27 protein-coding genes and 1 pseudogene are annotated in these 21,498 nt (G+C 64.0%); 13 read left to right on the top strand and 15 right to left on the bottom strand.

Annotated elements, in window-relative coordinates:
• Nucleotides 1-40: 40 nt before the first annotated feature.
• Complete coding sequence (locus tag AC6I9R_RS02585) at nucleotides 41-364, top strand: DUF2834 domain-containing protein (protein WP_461426659.1); 324 nt, start codon at nucleotides 41-43, stop codon at nucleotides 362-364.
• Nucleotides 365-393: 29 nt separating this feature from the next.
• Here AC6I9R_RS02585 and AC6I9R_RS02580 read toward each other — a convergent pair whose 3' ends face one another.
• A complete protein-coding gene (locus AC6I9R_RS02580) occupies nucleotides 394-1,362 on the bottom strand; it encodes a quinone oxidoreductase family protein (protein ID WP_461426660.1) in 969 nt (322 codons plus the stop codon).
• Between the two features lie 78 nt (nucleotides 1,363-1,440).
• On the opposite strand from AC6I9R_RS02580, the gene lysA reads away from it, so the two are divergent.
• Nucleotides 1,441-2,706, top strand: a complete 1,266-nt coding sequence (gene lysA / locus AC6I9R_RS02575; protein ID WP_461426661.1) for a diaminopimelate decarboxylase — start codon at nucleotides 1,441-1,443, stop codon at nucleotides 2,704-2,706.
• Nucleotides 2,707-2,736: 30 nt separating this feature from the next.
• Nucleotides 2,737-5,280, top strand: a complete 2,544-nt coding sequence (locus AC6I9R_RS02570; protein ID WP_461426662.1) for a DUF4175 domain-containing protein — start codon at nucleotides 2,737-2,739, stop codon at nucleotides 5,278-5,280.
• Nucleotides 5,281-5,344: 64 nt separating this feature from the next.
• On the opposite strand, the gene AC6I9R_RS02565 is transcribed toward AC6I9R_RS02570, so the two are convergent.
• A complete protein-coding gene (locus AC6I9R_RS02565; protein ID WP_461427083.1) occupies nucleotides 5,345-5,974 on the bottom strand; it encodes a hypothetical protein in 630 nt (209 codons plus the stop codon).
• Between the two features lie 120 nt (nucleotides 5,975-6,094).
• Nucleotides 6,095-6,190, bottom strand: a pseudogene (locus AC6I9R_RS02560) (zinc-ribbon domain-containing protein); the annotation flags it as partial.
• 241 nt (nucleotides 6,191-6,431) lie between these two features.
• Between AC6I9R_RS02560 and AC6I9R_RS02555 the strand changes: the two are divergent.
• Genes AC6I9R_RS02555 through AC6I9R_RS02535 form a run of 5 tightly spaced genes read left to right on the top strand, consistent with a single transcriptional unit; the run spans nucleotide 6,432 to nucleotide 9,541 of the window.
• Nucleotides 6,432-7,109: a cell division ATP-binding protein FtsE gene (locus AC6I9R_RS02555; RefSeq protein ID WP_461426663.1), complete on the top strand. Its 678-nt coding sequence runs from the start codon at nucleotides 6,432-6,434 to the stop codon at nucleotides 7,107-7,109.
• Nucleotides 7,106-8,008 (top strand): cell division protein FtsX, encoded by a 903-nt coding sequence (locus AC6I9R_RS02550; RefSeq protein WP_461426664.1) that lies wholly within the window; start codon nucleotides 7,106-7,108, stop codon nucleotides 8,006-8,008. The genes AC6I9R_RS02555 and AC6I9R_RS02550 overlap by 4 nt, the downstream gene beginning before the upstream one ends.
• Entirely contained in the window at nucleotides 8,008-8,733 is a 726-nt protein-coding gene (locus AC6I9R_RS02545; RefSeq protein ID WP_461426665.1) for a lysophospholipid acyltransferase family protein, read from the top strand. Before AC6I9R_RS02550 ends, AC6I9R_RS02545 begins: the two co-directional genes overlap by 1 nt.
• The gene (locus tag AC6I9R_RS02540) at nucleotides 8,730-9,329 is read left to right on the top strand and encodes a pyridoxamine 5'-phosphate oxidase family protein (RefSeq protein WP_461426666.1); all 600 of its coding nucleotides are present in this window, start codon (nucleotides 8,730-8,732) and stop codon (nucleotides 9,327-9,329) included. The genes AC6I9R_RS02545 and AC6I9R_RS02540 overlap by 4 nt, the downstream gene beginning before the upstream one ends.
• Nucleotides 9,326-9,541 (top strand): hypothetical protein, encoded by a 216-nt coding sequence (locus AC6I9R_RS02535; RefSeq protein WP_461426667.1) that lies wholly within the window; start codon nucleotides 9,326-9,328, stop codon nucleotides 9,539-9,541. Before AC6I9R_RS02540 ends, AC6I9R_RS02535 begins: the two co-directional genes overlap by 4 nt.
• Here the strand turns inward: AC6I9R_RS02535 and AC6I9R_RS02530 are convergent.
• The 9 genes from AC6I9R_RS02530 to def (AC6I9R_RS02490) all read right to left on the bottom strand — a co-directional run bounded on the left by AC6I9R_RS02530 (nucleotide 9,538) and on the right by def (AC6I9R_RS02490) (nucleotide 16,130).
• Nucleotides 9,538-9,984 carry a CIA30 family protein gene (locus AC6I9R_RS02530; protein WP_461426668.1) on the bottom strand — a complete coding sequence of 149 codons (447 nt, stop codon included), beginning with the start codon at nucleotides 9,982-9,984 and terminating at the stop codon, nucleotides 9,538-9,540. The two genes, AC6I9R_RS02535 and AC6I9R_RS02530, sit on opposite strands and share 4 nt — an antisense overlap.
• 71 nt (nucleotides 9,985-10,055) lie before the next feature.
• Entirely contained in the window at nucleotides 10,056-11,015 is a 960-nt protein-coding gene (locus AC6I9R_RS02525; RefSeq protein ID WP_461426669.1) for an acetyl-CoA carboxylase carboxyltransferase subunit alpha, read from the bottom strand.
• A gap of 82 nt (nucleotides 11,016-11,097) precedes the next feature.
• Nucleotides 11,098-12,273, bottom strand: a complete 1,176-nt coding sequence (locus AC6I9R_RS02520) for a LytS/YhcK type 5TM receptor domain-containing protein (protein ID WP_461426670.1) — start codon at nucleotides 12,271-12,273, stop codon at nucleotides 11,098-11,100.
• Between the two features lie 73 nt (nucleotides 12,274-12,346).
• Nucleotides 12,347-13,303: an L-malyl-CoA/beta-methylmalyl-CoA lyase gene (locus tag AC6I9R_RS02515; RefSeq protein ID WP_461426671.1), complete on the bottom strand. Its 957-nt coding sequence runs from the start codon at nucleotides 13,301-13,303 to the stop codon at nucleotides 12,347-12,349.
• A gap of 91 nt (nucleotides 13,304-13,394) precedes the next feature.
• Nucleotides 13,395-13,679: a hypothetical protein gene (locus tag AC6I9R_RS02510; RefSeq protein ID WP_461426672.1), complete on the bottom strand. Its 285-nt coding sequence runs from the start codon at nucleotides 13,677-13,679 to the stop codon at nucleotides 13,395-13,397.
• Nucleotides 13,680-13,713: 34 nt separating this feature from the next.
• Nucleotides 13,714-14,619 carry a methionyl-tRNA formyltransferase gene (gene fmt, locus AC6I9R_RS02505; protein WP_461426673.1) on the bottom strand — a complete coding sequence of 302 codons (906 nt, stop codon included), beginning with the start codon at nucleotides 14,617-14,619 and terminating at the stop codon, nucleotides 13,714-13,716.
• The gene (gene def, locus AC6I9R_RS02500) at nucleotides 14,619-15,125 is read right to left on the bottom strand and encodes a peptide deformylase (protein WP_461426674.1); all 507 of its coding nucleotides are present in this window, start codon (nucleotides 15,123-15,125) and stop codon (nucleotides 14,619-14,621) included. Before def (AC6I9R_RS02500) ends, fmt begins: the two co-directional genes overlap by 1 nt.
• Nucleotides 15,115-15,597 carry a peptide deformylase gene (def, locus tag AC6I9R_RS02495; RefSeq protein WP_461426675.1) on the bottom strand — a complete coding sequence of 161 codons (483 nt, stop codon included), beginning with the start codon at nucleotides 15,595-15,597 and terminating at the stop codon, nucleotides 15,115-15,117. The genes def (AC6I9R_RS02500) and def (AC6I9R_RS02495) overlap by 11 nt, the downstream gene beginning before the upstream one ends.
• Nucleotides 15,594-16,130: a peptide deformylase gene (gene def / locus AC6I9R_RS02490; protein WP_461426676.1), complete on the bottom strand. Its 537-nt coding sequence runs from the start codon at nucleotides 16,128-16,130 to the stop codon at nucleotides 15,594-15,596. Before def (AC6I9R_RS02490) ends, def (AC6I9R_RS02495) begins: the two co-directional genes overlap by 4 nt.
• Before the next feature lie 135 nt (nucleotides 16,131-16,265).
• On the opposite strand from def (AC6I9R_RS02490), the gene AC6I9R_RS02485 reads away from it, so the two are divergent.
• The 3 genes from AC6I9R_RS02485 (at nucleotide 16,266) to AC6I9R_RS02475 (ending at nucleotide 18,108) form a co-directional block, all read left to right on the top strand.
• On the top strand, nucleotides 16,266-16,670 hold the full coding sequence (locus tag AC6I9R_RS02485; protein ID WP_461426677.1) for a hypothetical protein: 405 nt from the start codon (nucleotides 16,266-16,268) through the stop codon (nucleotides 16,668-16,670).
• Nucleotides 16,667-16,876, top strand: coding sequence for a helix-turn-helix transcriptional regulator (locus tag AC6I9R_RS02480; protein ID WP_461426678.1), 210 nt, complete (start codon nucleotides 16,667-16,669; stop codon nucleotides 16,874-16,876). Before AC6I9R_RS02485 ends, AC6I9R_RS02480 begins: the two co-directional genes overlap by 4 nt.
• A 62-nt stretch (nucleotides 16,877-16,938) precedes the next feature.
• Nucleotides 16,939-18,108, top strand: a complete 1,170-nt coding sequence (locus AC6I9R_RS02475) for a MalY/PatB family protein (protein ID WP_461426679.1) — start codon at nucleotides 16,939-16,941, stop codon at nucleotides 18,106-18,108.
• Here the strand turns inward: AC6I9R_RS02475 and AC6I9R_RS02470 are convergent.
• From AC6I9R_RS02470 to mobA, 3 genes are read right to left on the bottom strand one after another with little or no spacing between them, the layout of a single operon-like run.
• Complete coding sequence (locus tag AC6I9R_RS02470; RefSeq protein ID WP_461426680.1) at nucleotides 18,092-18,973, bottom strand: DMT family transporter; 882 nt, start codon at nucleotides 18,971-18,973, stop codon at nucleotides 18,092-18,094. The two genes, AC6I9R_RS02475 and AC6I9R_RS02470, sit on opposite strands and share 17 nt — an antisense overlap.
• A complete protein-coding gene (locus AC6I9R_RS02465) occupies nucleotides 18,973-19,827 on the bottom strand; it encodes a molybdopterin guanine dinucleotide synthesis (protein ID WP_461426681.1) in 855 nt (284 codons plus the stop codon). Before AC6I9R_RS02465 ends, AC6I9R_RS02470 begins: the two co-directional genes overlap by 1 nt.
• Nucleotides 19,824-20,384, bottom strand: a complete 561-nt coding sequence (gene mobA, locus AC6I9R_RS02460; protein ID WP_461426682.1) for a molybdenum cofactor guanylyltransferase MobA — start codon at nucleotides 20,382-20,384, stop codon at nucleotides 19,824-19,826. Before mobA ends, AC6I9R_RS02465 begins: the two co-directional genes overlap by 4 nt.
• 58 nt (nucleotides 20,385-20,442) lie before the next feature.
• Between mobA and AC6I9R_RS02455 the strand changes: the two genes are divergently transcribed.
• The gene (locus AC6I9R_RS02455; RefSeq protein ID WP_461426683.1) at nucleotides 20,443-21,150 is read left to right on the top strand and encodes an AzlC family ABC transporter permease; all 708 of its coding nucleotides are present in this window, start codon (nucleotides 20,443-20,445) and stop codon (nucleotides 21,148-21,150) included.
• Nucleotides 21,147-21,488, top strand: coding sequence for an AzlD domain-containing protein (locus AC6I9R_RS02450; protein WP_461426684.1), 342 nt, complete (start codon nucleotides 21,147-21,149; stop codon nucleotides 21,486-21,488). The genes AC6I9R_RS02455 and AC6I9R_RS02450 overlap by 4 nt, the downstream gene beginning before the upstream one ends.
• Nucleotides 21,489-21,498 lie beyond the last annotated feature (10 nt).

Below are 21,498 nucleotides of genomic sequence, written 5' to 3'. Positions count from 1 at the left end.
AGCCCGAAGGGCGGTAGCGCTTAAAAAGAGGACCCTTCTTATGCGCATCATCTACCTCGCCCTGATCTTCGCCGGTATCTACTACCCCTGGCGCCATTTCTACGCGTGGTTCGAGGAAAACGGCTGGGACCTCGGCCCGATGATCGACGCCTGGTACGTGAACGAGGCGACGACGGCGCTGACCTGGGACCTTACGATTGCCGCCCTCGCGCTGATGGTCTGGGTCGCCCACGAGGTGATCACCAAACGCGCCTGGGCGTGGCTGCTGGTGGTGCCGGTGACCTTCGGCATCGGCGTCAGCGCGGGGCTGCCCCTCGCGCTTCTTTTGATGACGGTTCAACGCCGGGCCCCGGGGGCGTCTTAACCAAATTGATATACCATTGATATACCTCGTCAGAGGACAAGCACCGTCTGGCCGGTCGTTTTCCGCGCCTCCAGGGTCCTGTGGGCGTCGGCCACGTCGTCGAGGGCGAACCGCTGATCGATGCGGATCTTCACCGCCCCAGATGTCACTTTTTCGAAGAGTTCCGCCGCCATCTGCTGACACGCCTTATGTTGTGCAATGTGGGCAAATAACGTCGGCCGGGTGATCTTGAGAGAGCCCTTCTGCGCCAGTTTCGACAGCTCGAACGGCGGTACGGGACCGGAAGCGTTCCCGAAAGAAATCATGAAACCCAAGGGTTTAAGGCAATCGAGCGAACCTTCAAAGGTATCCGCCCCGACCGAGTCCATCACCACGTCGACGCCGCCGGTCAACTCTTGCACCCGGGCGACCCAATCCTCCGTACGGTAATTGATGCAAACCTCCGCGCCGTGCTCCACGGCCAGCGCACATTTCTCATCGCTGCCAGCCGTCGCGATCAACCGGATCCCCTCACTCCGCGCCCATTGGCAGGCGATCAGCCCAACGCCGCCTGCCGCGGCGTGAAACAGCACCGTATCGCCCTTCGCGATTGGCGTCGTGCGGCGGAAAAGGTAGTGCGTTGTCAGACCCTTAAGCATCATCGCCGCGCCATCTTCAAAACTGATCTCATCAGGCAAAGGGCAGACCTGCGCGGCGGGCATCACCCGCGCTTCCGTGTAGGCGCCGGGCGGGGTGCAGGCGTAGGCGGCGCGGTCGCCGACGGCCAGATGCGTCACGCCCGCGCCCACGGCTTCCACCACACCTGCCGCCTCCATCCCCAACGCATGGGGCAGCTCCATCGGATAGAGGCCAGAGCGTTGATAACAGTCGATAAAATTCAAGCCGACCGCATGGTGGCGGATCCGGATCTCGCCTGCGCCGGGCTCTCCGACAGGGCGGTCCACGATCTTCAACTGCTCCGGCCCGCCGTGAGCCTCGATAATCGCCGTTTTCACCATGGTCTTCCCCCTGAAACGCTTTGAACCCCAATGGATAGGTGCTAGGTCGCCGCTTGCAAGACTGAAGGGACGCGCGCGATGGATCATTTTCTGTACAAGGATGGCGTTTTGCACGCCGAAGACGTGCCCGTGGCCGACATCGCCGCCCGCGTCGGCACGCCCTTTTACGTCTATTCCACCGCGACCCTGACGCGCCATTTCCAGCTGTTTGAAGAGGCGTTGGGCGACATGCCTCACCTCATCTGCTTCGCGATGAAAAGCAACTCTAATCAAGCGGTTATCAAGCATATGGCGTCGCTTGGCGCGGGTATGGACGTGGTGTCGGGCGGCGAATACATGCGCGCGAAAGCGGCGGGTGTGCCGGGCGACAGGATCGTGTTTTCCGGTATCGGCAAGACCGAGGAAGAGATGCGTCTGGCGCTGGAAGGCGGCATCCGCCAGTTCAACGTGGAGTCAGAGCCCGAGATGCACCGTCTGTCCCGCGTCGCCACGGCCATGGGCGCCACGGCCCCCATCACCGTGCGCGTGAACCCGGATGTGGACGCAAAGACGCACGAGAAAATCTCCACCGGGCGCAAGGAGGACAAGTTCGGCATCCCCATCGCCCGCGCGCGCGAGGTCTATGCCCTCGCCGCGTCTCTCCCGAGCCTGCAAGTCATTGGAATCGATGTCCATATCGGCAGCCAGCTGACCGATCTTGACCCGTTCGAGACCGCGTACACAAAGGTGGCTGAGCTGACCGAGCAGCTTCGTGCCGATGGCCATACCATCACGCGCCTCGATCTGGGCGGCGGGCTTGGCATTCCGTATGAACGCTCCAACTCCGCGCCGCCGCTGCCCATCGAATATGGCGAGGTTGTCAAGCGGACCGTGGGCCATCTGGGCTGCGAGATCGAGATTGAGCCGGGCCGCCTGATCTCGGGCAACGCGGGCCTGCTGGTCGCGTCGACCATCTACGTAAAGCGTGGAGAAGACAGGGATTTCCTGATCCTGGACGCGGCGATGAACGACCTGATCCGGCCCGCGATGTACGGCTCGTATCACGATATCATCCCCGTAGTGGAACCCGCCCCAGGCGCCGAGCAATCGCCCTATGATATCGTCGGGCCCGTCTGCGAAAGCGGCGATACTTTTGCCAAGCAGCGCAACCTGCCGCCGGTGCAGGAGGCCGATCTGATCGCCTTCCGCTCTGCCGGGGCGTACGGGGCCGTCATGTCATCGGAGTACAACACCCGCCCCCTCATTCCCGAAGTTCTGGTCCATGGCGATCAATTCGCCGTCATCCGGGCGCGTCCTACGTTTGACGACATGATAAACCGAGATACACTCCCAGAGTGGATGTAATCGGGCGCGCGCCCGGACAGATTGGACGCGATGACCGAGCAAGCCCCCAAGACCGATGCGATCAAGCGGCTGATCTGGCCGCTACGCCTGACCCGCGCGGGCATGGTGGCGGAGCGGTTCGTGCGCGCTTTCTGGCCCGTCTGGACCTTGTTGTTCGTCGTCTTCGCGGCCCTGGCGTTTGGCGCTGGAAGCCTCGCCTCGCCCGCCGTCGCCTGGAGCGTTCTGGGCCTTGTTTCCTTGCTCGCGCTGCTGCTGATCGGCCTCGGCATACGCCGTTTCAAGATGCCCACCCATGGGGAAGCGTTGGAGCGGTTGGATGCCACCATGCCGGGCCGTCCGATCACCACGCTCTTGGACACACCCGCCGTCGGCGGCAGTGATCCCGCCAGCCGGTCCGTCTGGGCAGCACACATCAGACGCATGGCCAACCGTGCCGCCAGCGCCCGCGCACCGCAGCCTGATTTGCGCGTGTCCAGCCGCGATCCCTATGCGCTGCGCTACATCGGCGCGACCGCCATCGCGATGGCGCTGCTGTTCGGGGGATTGTCGCGGGTGACGGAAGTGGGCGAGGTTCCGCTTGGCCCTGGCGCCGCGACGGCATCAAGTGGCCCATCCTGGGAAGGGTGGGTGGAACCGCCGATCTACACCGGCCTGCCGTCCCTTTACCTCAACGATATCACTGCGCCGGGGTTCGAAGCCCCGCTTGGTTCTGAAATCACGCTGCGCGCCTATGGCACCCCGGGCGAGATCACCCTGCGCACCGATATTGGCCCCCTGCCGGAGCCTGACCCTGACGCCTACGCCCAGACCGTCACGATGGAGCGCGGGGGTGTTCTGGCCGTCGATGGCCCGGGCGGGCGTGAATGGCAGGTCTCTGTCCGGCCCGATCAGCCGCCTACCATTGCGCTGGACGGCGAAGTTGAAGGCGAGCCGCCCGGTGCGATGGAATTCACTTTTACCGCAAGCGATGACTATGGTGTGCGCTCAGGTACCGCCACGATCCGCCTGGATGCCTCGGCCGCCGACCGTCGCTTTGGCCTGGCCGTAGACCCTGAACCGCGCGAGCCGATTGTTCTTGACCTTCCGATGCCGTTCCGGGGCAACCGCGATGAATTCACCGAGGTGGTGCTGGAAGATCTTTCCGAGCATCCTTTCGCCAACCTGCCCGTCACGCTGACCCTCACGGCCATCGATGACGCGGGCCAGATCGCCACCGTGCGTTACGACGTTGCCCGCCTGCCGGGTCAACGCTTCTTCGATCCGCTGGCCAATGGCCTGATCGAGCTGCGCCGCGATATCCTTTGGAGCCGCGAGAACGCCGAACGCTCTGCCCGCCTGCTGCGCGCCCTGACTCATCGGCCGGAAGACGGGCTGAACGAGGGCGTCTACCTGGGCCTCCGCTCGGCCATTCAGCGCCTCGAGTCTGCTATCGATCTGATCTCGGTCGAGGCGCAGGAAGACGTGGCGGAAATCCTCTGGAACGCCGCGCTGGAGCTGGAGTTTGGCGACCTGGACTCGGCGCTGGAGCGCCTTCGGCGGGCGCAGGAACGGCTGCAAGAGGCGATGCGCCAGGGCGCCTCGGACGAGGAAATCGCCGAGCTGATGCAGGAAATGCGCGAGGCGATGGACGAATACATGCAGGAGTTGGCCGACAATACCGAGTTCGGCGACGATACCGACCAGCCCGACCAAGGCGGTGAGCGTCAGGAAATGACCGGAGCCGACCTCGACGAAATGCTGCGCCGCATTGAAGAGCTGATGCAGGAAGGCCGCATGGCGGAGGCGATGGAGATGCTTCAGGCCCTCCAGGAAATGCTGGAGAACATGGAAATCACCCAGGGCGAAGGCGGCGAAGGTGGCCCGCAGACGCCCGGCCAGGAAGCCATGGAAGGCCTGCAAGACACCCTGCGCGGCCAACAGCAGCTGTCCGATGACGCCTTCCAGGACCTGCAGGATCAGTTCAACCCCAACCGCCCCGGCCAACAAAGCGAACAGCAGGGCGACGCGCAGCAGGGCAACCAGCCCGGTCAGGATGGCGAGAACCCGGGCGATACCGCTGGTGGTGACGGCAGCGAAGGCTCCCTCGCGGAACGGCAGCAGCAATTGCTGCGCCAGTTGGAGGAGCAGGCCCGCCGCCTGCCCGGCACCGGCACGGAAGCGGGCGACGAGGCGCTGGAACAGCTCGACGGCGCGGGCCGTGCCATGGACGAGGCCGCTGGCGCGCTGGAGCGTGGCGATATCGCCGAGGCGCTGGACCTTCAGTCCGAGGCGATGGAAGCGCTGCGCGAGGGTATGACCCAATTGAGCGAGGCCCTGGCACAGGAACAAGGCGCCGAGCCGGGCCAAGGCCAGGCCGAAGGCAACATGGCCGAGAGCCGCCCAATGCAGGATCCCCTGGGGCGTCAGGCGGGCAACAACGGCGCGTTTGGCTCGGACGAGAATGGCCTGGGCGAAGGGGAAGATGCCCGTCAACGCGCCCGCGAATTGCTCGACCTTTTGCGCGACCGCGCGGCAGAGCAAGCCCGGCCTGAGATCGAGCGGGACTATCTGCGCCGGCTGCTGGACCAGTTCTAGGGCGCTTTTCGAAGGGCGGCCAATCGTTCAGAATTGAGTATGGTGTGTGGCCAAAGCAGTCGGATTACCCCGTGGTGCCGCTGGCCAGGGACCGGGCCATGTCATCCAGCCAGAACCGCGCCGTGTTCACCATCTCTACGTAGCGTTCCAACAAAGGTCCTGCTTGCGGCACGGCCTCGGAAATCTGACCGGCATAGGCGTAGAGCCCCGCTGCAATCGCCGCGAGGATGATCATCAGGAAGAACCCGCGCCGCACAGACCCCCGGCGGCGGCCTGCGGCCCCGACCGTGTCTACGTCGGTGGCGCTGGCTTCACCCTCGTGACGGTCACCGGTCGCACGCAGGGTTGAATTGATCTCTTCAATATCGGGGAATTGTTCCCGGCGCGAGGCGGCGGCGGCACTAGCCACTGCGGCAGAGATCTGTTCCGTGTCGAAGGCGTCTTCAGCCCCTTCCAACTCGGCCAGGCGCTGTTCCCGGCTGCTGGCGCCCTCGGAAACCAACGGCATTTCTTCTTGCTGCGGCGCAGGCTCGGGCGCGGGATCACCGCGACGCAGGCGCGCTTCCCGTTCCGCCTCTTCGCGCAGGATATCGGCGACGTTGGGGTCGATCTGCTGGCGCGCCGGGCGGGATGCGTCCGCGCTGGCTTCAACGCCCGGGGCACCGCTTGGCCCTTCCACGGCAACCTCTGACAACCTCGGCTCCGCCTCGGGGGCGACTGTCTCTGGTGCTGGCGCCGCGGTCGGGGGCGGGGCGGGGGTTGGCTCAGGGGCGGGCGGCTCTACCCGCCGGGGGCCGGGCTGAAACCACGTCTGCGAACAGTTCGAACACTGCACATCGCGCCCACCGGGGGGCACCATCGCTTCATCGACTTCGTATTTTGCGCTGCAATTGGGACAGGTCAGCCGCATCGGGTTTGGTCTCTGATCTTGGGCCTGTGGAACCGGGCCTTGAGGCACGGGGCGCACCACCCCGTTGCATGCTTTCGGGAAAGATTAACAACCCCTTGAAGCCTTTCCAATCCCTGTAAATCCGCGAAGCCGTTGCAGTTGCAACAACGACTCAGTCCCATGCCAAGGCGCGCACCCGCGATTGCAGAGCCGCGCCAGAGGTGCGAGATAGGGGCAGCGTAAGGGTGAGGGCACAGTTCCAATGATCGAGATGCAGGACGCCGCCTATGGCTATGGGGCCGAGCCGCTGCTGTCGGGCCTTTCGCTGCATCTGCCACCGGGCTCTTTCCACTTCCTCACCGGGCCCTCCGGCGCCGGGAAAACCACCTTCCTGAAGCTGTGCTACGCCGAGTTGCTGCCCACCGGCGGGCACATCAGCCTGTTCGGCCATACCGCCACTGGCCTCGCGCGTGACGGCATCGCGGATCTGCGCCAGCGCATCGGCGTGGTGCATCAGGATTGCAAATTCCTCGATCACCTGCCGCTGGTCGAAAACCTCGCCCTGCCCCTGACCGTCACCGGCAAGGGCAGCATGGTGCAGGAAAGCAACCTGACCGAGTTGATCGGCTGGGTCGGCCTTTCGGCCCGCGCGGGCGCCATGCCGCCAGAGCTGTCGGGCGGGGAACGTCAACGCGCGGCGCTGGCCCGGGCCATCATCATGGACCCGGACCTGATCCTTGCCGATGAACCCACGGGCAACGTCGATTGGGACATGTCCCTGCGGCTTCTCAACCTGCTGATCGAGCTGAACAAACTGGGCAAGACCGTCGTCATCGCGACGCACGATCTGGCGTTGATCCGTGCCGCGAAGCAGCGCGTGCAGGCCCGGGTCTTGCGCATTCAGGGCGGGCAGATCATCAGCGCGGGGGCCGATTTATGAGCCTGGGCGCGGACCTTTTCGCCGTGGTGCGTGGCGATGCGCAGGCCGACAGCGTGGTGCCGCGCAGCGGGCAATCGGCGCGGCTGACGCTCGCGACCTCGGCGGCGATGGCTTTCCTCGCGGTCTTCGCGATGGCGCTTTCGATGGCCTCAGGCAGGCTCGCGGACCGCTGGTCCGACGCGCTCGCGCAATCCTCCACCATCCGCATCTCGGCCCCACCGGCGGAGTTGGAGGCCCAGACCTGGGCGGTGTTGACAGTGCTGGAGCAGACGCCCGGCATCGAAAGCGCACGCGCCCTGACCGATGAGGATCAACAGGCGCTGCTGGCGCCGTGGTTTGGCCCCGACCTGCCCCTGGACGACCTGCCCATTCCCCGCCTGATCGAGATTACCGAGACGGAAGAAGGGTATGACGCCGACGGCCTGCGCCAACGGCTTGTGGCCGAGGCGCCGGGTGCTGTGCTAGATGACCACGACCGTTGGCGCCGCCCCCTGGCCGATGCCGCCAGCCGCCTGCGCCTTCTAGGCGGCCTGGCCCTGGTGCTGATCCTGGGCGCCACGGCCGCCATGGTCACCCTCGCCGCCCAAGCCGCCCTTTCCGCGAATGAACAGGTGATCCGCGTGCTCCGCCTGGTGGGCGCGCGCGACAGCTACATCGCCCATGCCTTCGTGCGGCGCTTCACCGTGCGCGCGTTGACCGGGGCCGCCGTGGGCACCGCTGTGGGGGTGCTGGCCGTGATGATCTTGCCCTCCGCCCAGGACACGGCGGCCATTTTGACGGGCCTCAGTTTTTCAGGCACGGGCTGGTTTTGGCCGCTTCTGATCCCACTGCTGGCTGCTGCGACGGCCTTCTTTGCCACGCGCTTCGCCGCGTTCCGCACTTTGCGAGGCCTCCAATAATGCAAACTCTCCGTTCGTTCGTTCACATCGTGCAGATGTATCTGGCAATGCCGGTCCTCGGGCTTTTCTTCTTCCCCTATGCGATCTTCAGCTCTCGCGGGGCGCATCTGGCATGCCATACGTATAGCCGATGGGTGTTCTGGACGCTTGACTGGATGGTCGGCCTGAAGATCGAAGTGCGCGGCACGCCGCCCACCGACGAGGTCATGATCGCCGCCAAACACCAAAGCTTTCTGGACGTGATGGCCATCTACCACGCCGTCCCGCGCGGCAAATTCATCATGAAGCGCGAGTTGATGTTCGCCCCTGTCATTGGCCAATATGGGCTGCGCATCGGCTGCGTGCCGGTGAACCGGGGCAAACGCGGCGCTGCGATCAAGAAGATGCTGGAGGATGTCCGGTCGGGCCGGCAACAGGGCGGTCAGTTGATCATCTACCCCCAGGGCACCCGCATCGCGCCCGGGGTTTCGGCCCCCTACAAGGCGGGCACGGGCGCGCTTTATGCGCAAATGGACCAGCCCTGCGTGCCCGTTGCCACCAACATCGGGGTGTTCTGGCCGAAGAAGGGCATCACCCGGAAGCGCGGCACTGCCGTGGTCGAATTTCTGCCTCGGATCGAGCCGGGGATGGAGCCAAAACCCTTCATGGAGCGGCTGGAGCACGAGATTGAGAGTGCGAGCAACGCCTTGTTGGATGAGGCCGGATTTGTGAGGGACGCGCCATGAAAACCATCACCGACACTGCCACGCTGGAGGCGCTTTACGGTGCTGCGGTTCCGACGTCTTTGCAAAAGGTGATGCCCCATCTTACGCCGCTTTACCGGCAATGGATCGGCGCGGCGCGCTTTGTGGTGCTCAGCACCGTTGGCCCCGAGGGGACCGATGCGAGCCCGCGCGGCGATGACGGCCCGGTGGTGCGGATCGTCGATGATCGCACGCTGATGATGCCGGACTGGCGCGGCAACAACCGCATCGACAGTCTGCGCAATATCGTCCGCGACGGGCGCGTTTCGCTGATGTTCATGGTGCCCGGCTCGGGCAATGTGGTGCGGATCAACGGGACGGCTGTGCTGACCGATGAGCCGAGCGTGACGGAAACGTTTGAACAGCGCGGCAAACATCCGAAATCGGTGATCGTTGTGACCACCGGCGAGGTTTACTTTCAATGCGCCAAGGCGATCATGCGCTCGGGCATTTGGGGCCGGGACGATGCCGAGGGCTTGCCGAAAGCCGGTGATTTCATCACCGACGCGGACCCGACGTTTGACGGCAAGACCTATGACGCCGAGTATCCCGTGAAGGCGCCGGAGCGGATGTGGTGAGGGCGCTTGGCTACCTCCTGTTCCTCCTCGGCCTATTGCTAGGCCTCCTCGCAGCTTTCGTTTTCTCCGCCGCCTGGGGCGATTTCGGGGCCCGGGGTTGCCCGGGACCGGCGCAATGCTCGGACGCGATCAGCGTGATGGTGCTGACCGGCTGCGCCATCGTGGCAAGCCTGGTGATGATGTTTGCGGGCGTGGTGTTTGTGCGCCGCTAGACGGCGATATGCGAGACGGAGACATCCGCCGCAAAGTCGCGCCCGTAGGCGACAATGCCGATGGAGCGCACGTCTTCTGCCCGTAGCTGTGCCGGCAAGGGATCACGCGACGGGTTGAACGCGCTCAGCGGCAGGGTGACATCGGCCCAATCCGCGTTTGCGTCAAAACCTGCGCGATACGATAGCCAGGGACGGGTGCTGTGAATGCTGCGAAGGAACACGAAGTAGCCCGCCCCATTGCCGCGCACCCGCAGGCGGACGGCGTCCGCTGTGAGGCCAGTCGGCAGGTCCGTGCGCACCTGGATAAAGCCGCCGTTGTTGGCGGTGGTCACCGTGCCTTGCAGGCGGAGGATCCCATCCTCAACCCAACCGCGTCCTTCGCTGACACCGCCCATGACCGTGTCGGCAGCGTAGCGCCAGCTGAAATCAGAGATCGGACGCATGGGGGACGCTTTCGCAAAGTTCGCAAGAAAAGGTGTCACGCACAGGCCAAGGGTGGCCTGCCGTCGGCTGATCACGCGGCGAGGCCTTTGGCGCCGAGATCGAGGAACTTCTTGCGGCGCCCGGCAATCAGCGTCGCGCGGTCGGCGTCGCCAAAGCCTGCCAGCATCGAGGCGATCGCCTTGCCAACACTGTCAATCGCCGCCTTTTTGTCGCGCTGTGCACCGCCGAGGGGCTCGTTAATGACCAAGTCGCAGACCCCCAGTTTGTGCAGATCCTGCGCTGTCAGGCGCAGGGCTTCGGCGGCTTCACGCATCTTCTCGGCGTCTTTCCACAGGATCGAGGCGCAGCCCTCGGGGCTGATGACCGAATAGACTGAGTGTTCCAGCATCGCGAGCCTGTCTGCCGTGGCAAAGGCCACCGCGCCGCCCGAGCCGCCCTCGCCGATGATGACCGAGATCAGCGGCACGCCGATCTGCAGGCATTTCTCGGTGGAGCGGGCAATCGCCTCGGACTGGCCGCGTTCTTCCGCGCCCTTGCCGGGGTAGGCGCCCGGCGTGTCGACCAGCGTGATCACCGGCAGGTTGAAGCGGTCGGCCAGGTCCATCAGCCGCACGGCTTTGCGGTAGCCTTCGGGACGGGCCATGCCGAAATTGCGTTCGATCCGGGTCTTGGTGTCAAAGCCCTTCTCGTGGCCGATCACGACCACGGGGGTGTCATTGAACCGGGCCAGGCCGCCCATGACGGCGTGGTCGTCTGCGAAGTTACGGTCCCCTGCCAAGGGCGTGTATTCGGTGAACAACGCCTCGATATAGTCCTTGCAATGGGGACGCTCAGCGTGGCGGGCGACCTGGCATTTGCGCCAGGGGGTCAGGTCTGAATACAGATCGCGCAACAGATCCGCCGCTTTCTTGTCGAGCGCGGTTGCCTGGTCTTCGACATCCATCCCCTCTTCCCGACGCGCCATGGCGCGCAGCTCTTCGGCTTTGCCTTCAATTTCGGCGAGGGGCTTTTCGAAGTCGAGGTAGTTCATTGCGCGTCATTCTCCATCGTGGACGGACGCATGGTATATGACGGCGCGGCGCGTAAGTTGCAACGCAGCAGATCAAATGGCCCTAGGTCTTGCCCCGTTCGATAAGGAAATCGGCCTTGGCGAACAGGACATCATGCTGTTCCGGGTCAAAGATCTGCGACCGACGCGTATGTCGGATGTCTGACTTGTTGCTCAACACGCCTTGGGGGCCATTCTGCTGGTGCGCCCAATCGGAACTGGGCATTGCGGCGGCTGTTTCCGCGATACGCAGGAAATCCTTGGGTTCGGGCGTTTCCAGCACACTGAACTGCATCGTGGCACTGGTGCCCTCGTCGCGGCACCTTGCTTGAAGGCCCAGGCGAAGATGGGATTTGACCCGGCTAATCGTATCAACCTCAAAGGTGGTTAGGGGCACAAGAATCGAGCCGTCGGTTGCCATGCCAGCGAAGTCAGAATGCTCCACATGTTGGGCCAGGAAAGGGCCGTTGAGCACCGTTCTGCCCCCAAACCCGAAGACACGCTCCAGTGATTGCCAAACGCTGGCGTTCATCGAAATCCTTAGAAACCCCGAGAAGGTTCCGTAGGGCTGTGCCGCATAGGCGTTCGTGACGTCCCGCACGAAGGCGGCGCCCGTCAGCAGACCCGATTCCGGGTCCCGCGTCATCGCCGCAGCCATTCGGTGTTCCTTTTGGATGCGGCGGTTCTCTCGCTCCAGCACCGAACCGACCAGTGGGACGGCCAAGAGGTTCAGCAAGAACAGGGGCAGCGCGGCGGTGGAGAAGAACCAAGCGGACATCTCTGGGGGCAGAATAAAGCCCGCCAGCAAATGCACCGACATCGCAAGGCCCAACAAAAGCAGCATCGTGAAGCTGCGCTCGCCAAGGCGCACCACATGGCGTTCCCACAGCAGGCCAGCAGTGCCTGCCAGGACCATTCCCAGGATACCCGCTTCGACACCGGTGCCACCCAGGGCCAACCGAGCACCCGCTGCCATCACAAGACAGGGCAGAAGCCCGCGCCATCCCAGGAATGCACCCGCAAGGGCAATGGGGATATTGCGCAGGTCAATCAACAAGCCGTCAAAGGGTTCAATCGGGCGGTACATCTGCACGAGGGCGATGAGGCCAAACAGGACGCCCAAGGCAAAGGGCGCCATGGCTTTACCCGAGAAGCGCCTGCGGACGCTGCCGTAAGCCTCCCCCAGAAGGGCGGAAACGGCGATAGCGACGATCACGTCGACAACAATTGCAATACTCATACTCTCCACCCTTACAAACTATGCTCGGGGGAAATGTATACAGGTACACTTTCGAAGGTCTTAACGGGTCAGATTAACCCGCGATCATTTTAGCTTGTTTGACGATGACTTCGGCCTGCTTGATCGAAGCGATGTCCACCAGACGACCCTTATAGACAGTCGCTCCGGCCCCGTCGGCTTTGGCCTTCTCCATGGCGGCCAAAATCTCTTCCGCCTCGGCCACAGCATCCTCGGAAGGTGTGAAGACTTCGTTAGCAACGGCAATTTGCTTGGGGTGAATCGCCCATTTGCCGACCATTCCCAAGGTCGCGGAACGGCGTGCCTGGGCGCGGTAGCCCTCATCGTCCGAGAAATCGCCGAACGGGCCATCAACAGGCAGCACGCCGTGGGTGCGACAGGCCGCAACAATCGCCGTCTGTGCCCAATGCCACGGGTCGGACCAATGCTTCTGCCCCTCGTGCAACATGTAGTAGTTCTCTTGCGTGCCGCCGATGCCCGTCGTCTGCATCCCCATGGAAGCAGCGAAATCCGCGGCCCCCAGGCTCATCGCCTGCATCCGGGGCGAGGCGGCGGCGATCTCTTCTACATGGGCGATACCGGCCGCACTTTCGATGATGACCTCAAAGCCAATCGGCTTGCTCCGACCCGTGGCCGCCTCGATCGCTGTTACCAGCGCATCGACCGCGTAGATGTCCGCCGCGCAGCCGACCTTGGGGATCATGATGATATCCAGGCGCGGCGTATCCGCCTCCAGCAGATCCACCACATCGCGGTACCAATAGGGGGTGTCGAGGCCGTTGATCCGCACCGAAAGGGTCTTGGTGCCCCAATCCACATCCTTGATTGCATTGATGATATTGGCGCGGGCGGCAGCCTTGTCATCGGGCGCGACGCTGTCTTCGAGGTCCAGATTGATCACATCCGCTGCCGAGGCTGCCATCTTCTCAAACAGTTTCGGGTTCGAGCCGGGGCCAAACAGCTGACAACGGTTGGGGCGGGCGATGGGGGTGGGCTGGATGCGGAAGCTCATGGGGACCTCACGAAAGGAAATTGCGTAGCGCTTTGCGTGAGGGGTAATTTATTGCGCAGCTAGACGCAAGATGCCGCAGCGCAGAATATGCTTAGCGCCGCCGCCAGGGCCGGTCCTGCGTGTCACGCCCGCGCCGCTTGGAGGCGTACTCCGTGGGGATCAGGATCAGCGCGGCGGCGGAGCCGACGATGGCATCGAGCCCCGGCGACCCGAGGGTCAGACCAAAGAGCGAGCGGATGAAGAATAGCACGAGTACTGCGCCCCACGCGATGAAGATCGAGGGCAAAATGCCGTTGTGGGTCCACCCGAATTTCTCGAACAGGAACCCTACGACGCCCGCGATCATCAGGGACCCGAAGAATGAAAACAGGATCATGCGCGTTCTCCAACAATCCGGGCTGGCGCCCGGTCTACCCCAATACGGCGCCGGGCGCGAGGCGCGCGCCCAAAAGCCAGTCCTTCGTGTCCATCGCGCCCTTGCCCTCGGGCTGGACGCGCGTGATCTCTATGGCTCCGTCGCCACAGGCGACCGTCAGCCCCTTTAGCACCTCACCCGGCGCGCCTTGCCTCTCCGCCAGACGACTTTGCAGCAGCTTCAACCGCTTGCCGCCCACCGTGGTCCAGGCGCCGGGAAAGGGCGAGAGGCCCAAGATCTGACTGTTGATATGGGGGGCGGGGGCGGTCCAATCCACCTTTGCCTCGGATTTATCGATCTTTGTGGCATAGGTGACACCGTCCTCGGGCTGTGCCTCGGGTGTCAGATCGTCGATTTGCGCCAGTGCATCGACAATCGCCTCGGCCCCAAGGGCCGCGAGCTTGTCGTGCAAAACGCCGGTCGTCTCTTCCGGGCCAATGGCGGTTTCCCGGCGCAGCAGGACCGGGCCGGTGTCGAGGCCCGCTTCCATCTGCATGATGCAGACGCCCGTCATCCCATCCCCTGCCATAATCGCGCGGTGAATGGGCGCCGCGCCGCGCCACCGCGGCAGAAGCGAGGCGTGGATGTTGAGACAGCCGCGTTTGGGCGCATCCAGCACCGCTTGCGGCAGGATCAGACCGTACGCCACGACAACGGCGATATCGGCATTGAGGGCGGCGAAGTCTGCTTGCTCATCCGCGCCCTTGAGGGACACGGGATGGCGGATGGGGAGACCAAGCGCCTCGGACCGGGCCTGCACGGGGCTGGGGCGGTCCTTCTTGCCGCGCCCAGCGGGGCGGGGGGGCTGCGAATAGACCGCCGCGATGTCGTGGCCAGCCTCCACCAACGCGTCGAGCACCGGGACAGAGAAATCGGGCGTTCCCATGAAGACGATCCGCATCACCCGCCCCTTTTCGATTTCTTCACCAACATCTCTCGTTTCACGCGGCTCAGATGGTCAATGTGCATCTTGCCGTTCAGATGATCGATCTGGTGCTGGACGGAGGTGGCCCAGAGGTCCACGAACTCTTGCCGCACACGCATACCGAGGTGGTCCGTGAACGCCACGACGACCCGCGCGGGGCGCGTGATCTTGGCGCGGACATGGGGAAGGTTGGGGGACCCCTCGGGGTGCGTATTCAGCTCCTCCGAGGCGCTGACAAGTTCCGGGTCCGCCATGCGGATCGCCTGGCCGCGCGTGGTGCTGGCATCCACCACGGCAAGGCGCAGCATCACGCCGATCTGCGGCGCGGCGAGGCCGACGCCGGGTGCCAGAACGGACATCGCTTCCATCGTGTCGATCATGTCCTGCCAGATCGCGTGATGTTCCTCGGTAATTTTGCCAACCGGCTCGGCTGGCGTGCGCAGGCGCTTGTCGGGATAGGAAAGGAACGGCCTAACGGGCATAGGCGGCCTCCAATTCGGCACGGTCGTCAGGGGATTGGTGATCGAAGATCACCCGGCCATCCAGGTGGTCCAGCTCGTGCTGGATGCAGCGCGCGAGGATGCCGGTGAATGCTTCCTCAAGCAGCCCGTTAGGACCGTCCCAAGACAGCGTGACGCCCTCCGGGCGGGTGACGGTCATCGGCAGATCGGGGATGGAAAGGCACCCCTCCTCCATGCTGCGCATGTCCTCGCAGCGGCTCTGAAGCGCCGGGTTCACGAACACGCGCGGGTCGCGCGGGCCTTCTTTCCAGCTGACATCCACCACGAAGATCCGGCGCAACACACCGATCTGGGGCGCGGCGAGGCCACGCCCGTTGGCCGCGTACATCGTGTCGAATAGGTCATCGATCAACTGCGCATCCGGTGCCTCAACCGGCGCGCAGACCTCCGACAACCGAGGGTCCGGCCACAGCAGGACGTCCCGAACGCTCACGCATTGCCCCCGGCGCGCTCACGCGCGAGGTCGCGCTTCAGTTTCACCATCTTGCGGGTAATCAACTGCCGTTTCAGCCCGCTGAGGTAATCGATGAACAGCTTCCCCTCCAGGTGGTCGATCTCGTGCTGCACGCAGGTCGCCCAGAGGCCGTCGAAGGTCTCTTCCTGCTCGGCACCGTTCAGGTCCATCCAGCGGACGGTCACGACCTCGGGCCGGGTGACGTCGGCGAAGATATCGGGGATCGACAGACACCCCTCATCATAGGTGTTCAGCTCATCCGAGGACGCGATCACCTCCGGATTGAGCATCGCCAGCGGGCGCGGCGTGTCTTCGTCGCCTTTTATGCAATCAAGCACGATCAACCGCGACAAGACCCCGACCTGCGGCGCCGCAAGGCCAATGCCCGGCGCCTCATACATGGTCGAGAGCATCTTGTCGGCCAGGGTCCGCAACTCGTCAGTTACATCCGCCACGGGGGCGGCCACCTTTTTCAACAGCGGGTCGGGATGGAGGAGGATCGGGAGTTTCATGGCAAACCAGATAGGTGATCTTGCGGGCCTCCGCAACAAATCCGCAAAAGTAACCTTGACGTTACATTTTGTGCCGCCTATCTGACAAGGGCAAGTCACCCTAAGGTTACATACCGCAAACGAAAGGACCGCATCATGACTTCCAACCCCGTAAGCCGCGTCCGCACCTGGGGCAGCGTTGCCATAATTGGCGTGACATTCCTCGCGATTGCTGTCTTGAGCCTGACGGACGCCGCCGCTGCGCCCTGGGTTTCGGCCATCGTGATCACAGCGTTGGGTTTTGCTTTGGCCTCCTACCTTGTGAACCGGCGCTACCCCGATGCCTCGGACCAGGCCTGGGACGAGATGAACCAGATTGCCCATCGCGACAGCCTGGCGTTCGGGTACTGGGCCGCCCTTGCCGTCTTCGTCGCGCTTTTTGCGGCCGTCTACCTGGCCGACCTCGATCCGGCGGTTGCCTTCTTCTGGATGGGCCCGGTGCTTGGCCTGGCACCGGCGATCCATTTCCTCAGCTCCGTGGCGCGGGGACGCGCGGAATGAGCGACGCGCTGATCGTGAACCTCAAGGCGTATCGCACCGCCGCCGGACTTACGCAAATGGCCCTGGCGGAGGCAATCGGCGTGTCGCGCAAAACGATCAACACCATCGAAAACGGTGTCTTCACGCCCTCTACCCGTTTGGCATTGGAACTGGCCGACTACCTGGAATGCTCCGTCCATGATCTCTTTGCCCTGCCTGACGGCTGAGCCCCCTTGCGGCCCCTCGGTCATCCGCTAGGGTCTGCGACGACCCGAAACAGGAGACCCCAATGTCCTTCGACGAGATCATCGACCGCCGCGGCACCCATTGTGTGAAATGGGACATGATGGAGACGCTTTACGGCGTCTCGCCCCAGGATGGCATCTCGATGTGGGTCGCGGACATGGACTTCCGCCCGCCGGAATGCGTGCAGCAAGCGGTGGCCGAAATGCACGCCCACGGTGTCTATGGCTACTTTGGCGACGACAGCAAATACCGCGCGGCGATCTGCTGGTGGATGCAGGAGCGGCATGGTTGGACGGTCGATCCGTCCCACATCTTCTCCACCCACGGCCTGGTGAACGGCACCGCCATGTGCCTGGACGCTTTCACGAGCGAGGGCGACGGCGTCGTCCTGTTCACGCCCGTGTACCATGCCTTCGCCAAGGTGATTAACGCCGCAAACCGAGACCTCTGCGAGCTGGAAATGCCCATCGTCGATGGCCGCCTGACCCTCGATTTCGACAGCTTCGACGCACAGATGAAGGGGCATGAGAAGATGCTGGTGCTGTGTTCGCCGCACAATCCCGGCGGTCGCGTCTGGACGCGAGAGGAATTGCAGGGCGTCGCGGACTTCGCGCGCAGGCATGACCTGATCCTGGTGTCGGACGAGATCCACCACGACCTGACGATGCCCGGTCAAACCCATATCCCCATGGCCCATATCGACGGCATCGAAGACCGGCTGGTGATGATGACGGCGGCAACCAAGACCTTCAACATCGCAGGCTCTCACATCGGCAACGTCATCATCGCCGATGACGCCTTGCGCGCGACGTTTGCCGGACGCATGGCCGCGCTTGGCATGTCGCCGAACTCCTTTGGGCTTTTCATGGTCACCGCCGCCTATACCCCCGCTGGCGCCGAATGGCTTGACGAGCTGCGCGAATATCTGGCCGAGAACGCCCGCATCTTCGACGAAGGCATCAACGCCATTCCTGGTCTGCGCTCCATGGCGCTCGAGTCCACCTACCTGGCCTGGGTCGACTTTGACGGCACCGGGATGACAAGGGACGAGTTCACCGAGCGTGTGACCAACACCGCCAAGATCGCCGCGAACTATGGGCCGACGTTTGGCAAGGGCGGCGACAGCTTCTTGCGTTTCAACATCGCCGCCCCCCGCGCGGTGATCGAGGACGCCGTGGCCCGGATGAAAGCCGCCTTCAGCGATCTGCAATGATGCGCTCTCGCGCCAAGTAAACCGCCAGCGCCCCCACGACGATTGCCCCGCCGCCAAGCATCATCGGCGTGGGGGCCTCGCCTATGGCCAGCCAGACCCAAAGTGGGCCCAATACGGTTTCCAACAGCAGCAAAAGGCTCACATTAGCCGCCGCCGTGTGCCGGGACGCCAACGACAGGCAATAGAAACTGACGGGCAGCACCACGGCACCGGTCAGAAGGATCGGCCATAAAACGGCCTCTGCCGCCATTTGATCAGGCCCTGTCAGCACGATCCCGACCAAACCCGCCCCAAGCGCGCCGAGGCCCACGGTCGGCAAGATCGGCACATCGCCGAGCCACCGGATCAGCACGAACGATAGCGCCAGGCAAACCGCCACCCCCAACCCGTAAAGCGCGCCGATCAAAGCGCTCACGTCCAGACCGCCCTCGCCCTTCCTGAAGACCGCAATGGTGATCCCGACCATCACGCACCCAATCGTTACCCAGGTCGCCTTTCCGGTGGCTTCCCCCATCACCCACCATGAGAAAACCGCCGCGAAGATCGGCACCGTGGCGACACCCAACAACACGACTGTCACCGGCGCGCCCACGATCCCGAAGGTGAATAACGTTCCGTTAACCCCCTGGCAGAGCGCGATGGCAAGGCCGCCGCCCGAAAAGATCCACGCCAGATCGGCGCGCCAGTGTCCCACGCGGCTAATGGCCCAGGCGCCGATCAACACCAGTCCCATCAACGTGGACCGCCAGCCCAACATCTGCACGCCATCCATGCCCGAGAGCCGCATCAACATCGCGTCGGGCGTCAGCACCAAGGTGCCAAAAGCCGCCAGGAAAAGGCCAAACCCCGCGCCCTTTGCGGTCATCAATCAAGCCCCGCGATCAACGCGGCCTCATGGCCGAGCCCCAGGATCCACCCCTCTTCCCGGTCCCCCTCCTGCAACATCGCCGCCAGATGCGCGGGCGCCAGCGAGGCAAACGCTTTCGCCACGAGGCGCACTTGGACCGCGTCCAAAATCTCTCCGTCCTGCACCCGCATCTTCACGGCCGCGTCAATCAAGCCCGGGTAGATTTCCGCCAATACAATCGGGGTGTCGCACGCCTCGAACGGGCTGACAGACACGTCCTTCCCGTACCGCTGCCGCAGGCCCTGCACATAGGGCAACCCCATCAATACCTGAGATCCGACTGATCCTGTCGTGAACAGCTTCCAGCACGGTTGTGCCCGCGGCAAAAGCCGCTCCACCTCCCGCCGTTCCTCCATGCCATGTCCATACCGGACGGAGCCTTTGGCCGGCAGCAACTCCGACGCCTTACCCGCCGGACAGCCCCAGAACGGCCCGACCCCGGGGAACATACCGTTCAACCGCGTTGCGACCTCCCAGCGGTTGTTGCGGTTGCGCGCGTCATCCTCGATCTCCACTGCCATCCATTCCCACAGACCCAACGGATCGTCGGAGCCGGTGACAACCTTGGCAAAGCCCTTGGGATATCCGAACGGGAAGTCGAACCCCACCAGCACGCGCCGCCGGCCCCGCAGTTCTCCATCCAACAGCCCGGTCAGATACCGCATCGCCGCATGGCGCGTCCTTTGATAGCTGACCGTTTCCCGCCCGTTGCGGGACACGCCCACGAAGATCGCATCCTTGGTTGGCCTGGCGGGCGACGGCGCAGAACGCGCGGACCAATCCACCATCACGATGGTGTCGAAGCCGCTCATAGGCGCGCCTCTGCCACGGCCAAATCCTCTGGCGTGTTCACGTTGAAGAACGCGCCTGCGTCTTCAAAATGGGCCGTTTGCACGCCCATGGCCCCGGCCCATGCCGTCACTTTGCGGGTGCCATCTGCCAAGGCCGCTCGCAATTCCGTGGCAAGGCCCACGTCCCAGAGCGCGGTCGTCCCGTGCAAACCGTCCGCCGTTGCGGCCACCACGATCCGGCCCTCCACCGCTGCCAATCGCGCCACGAGATCCATGGGCAGGAAGGGCGTGTCCACGGCCACGGTCAGCACCCGCGCAGCACCCGCGCCCTCTGCCCAGACCATCGCCGCCAGCACGCCCCCCAAGGGGCCCAGGCCCGGCACCTCATCGGCGACCCTGGGCAATGCGCCGAAGCTCTCCCCGGCGTTCATCGACACAAGGCCCACCTGCGGCTCCAGACGCGCCAGGACATGCCGCCACAGCGGCTTGCCCGCCAGCAGGACCTTCGCCTTGTCGCCGCCGATCCGGCGCCCATGGCCGCCGGCCAGGATCACCGCCGGGATATCTCGTTCAGCCAATTGCATCCCCCCGCGTCCGCCTCTAACGATATCGCATCTCAACCGATACTGACCCACCATGACACCCGAGACCACCTCTAGAGGCGCCTTCTGGCGCGGCGCGCGGGACTGCGGCCCGTTCCTGTTTGTCGCAGGACCCTTTGGCATGCTCTTCGGGGTCGTGGGAACCGAGGCCGGGCTGAACATCGCCCAAGTCATGGGGTTTTCGGTGGTGATCATCGCGGGCGCCTCGCAATTCGCGGCGCTGCAACTGATGCTTGAAGAAGCGCCGACGATCATCGTGCTTCTGTCGGCCATTGCGGTGAACCTGCGCATGGCGATGTATTCCGCCTCCCTCGCGCCGCATCTGGGGCCCGCACCGCTCTGGAAACGGGCGTTGATCGGCTACATGAATGTCGACCAGACCTACGCCGTCTCGGTCCTCAAATATGAGGCCGAGCCGCAGATGACCCTGGCCCAGAAGCTGGGGTATTTCTTTGGCACCTGCCTGCCGATCATTCCGATTTGGGTGATCGCCACCTATATCGGCGCGCTGCTTGGCAGTGCGATCCCAACCGAATGGGGCCTGGAGTTCGCGGTTCCCGTCACCTTCATCGCCATGGTCGCCCCCGCCCTGCGCACCCCTGCGCATATCCTCGCGGCGCTGGCCTCGATCATTCTGGCGCTCTTGTTTGCCGGTCTTCCCTACAACCTCGGCCTTCTTCCCGCTGGCATTGGCGCGATGATGGTCGGCGCGGAAGCGGAACGACGGATGGGCGCAAGATGACATCCGTGGCCGAGATCTGGAGCACCGCAGAGATCTGGTTCATCATCGCCACTCTTGGGGTGGCGACCTACATCATCCGCTTCTCTTTCCTTGGCCTGATCGGGGACCGAGAGCTGCCGGAATGGCTTTTGCGCCACCTTCGCTACACGCCCGTGGCGATCCTTCCGGCCTTGGTCACGCCCCTTGTGGTCTGGCCCACAACGACGGGTGGGGCGCTTAGCCCGCCGCACCTGGCAGGCGCGATCTTCGCGGTCAGCATTGGCTATTGGCGCAAAAGCCCGATCTGGGCGGTCGTCGCAGGCATGGGCGCGTTTTTGGTGGTCCGCGCGGTCATGTAAGTCGCGAGCC

The organism is Gymnodinialimonas sp., assembly GCF_059726805.1.
The sequence above is the reverse complement of the archived record's forward strand: the minus strand, read 5'-3'. Positions and strand labels throughout refer to the sequence as shown.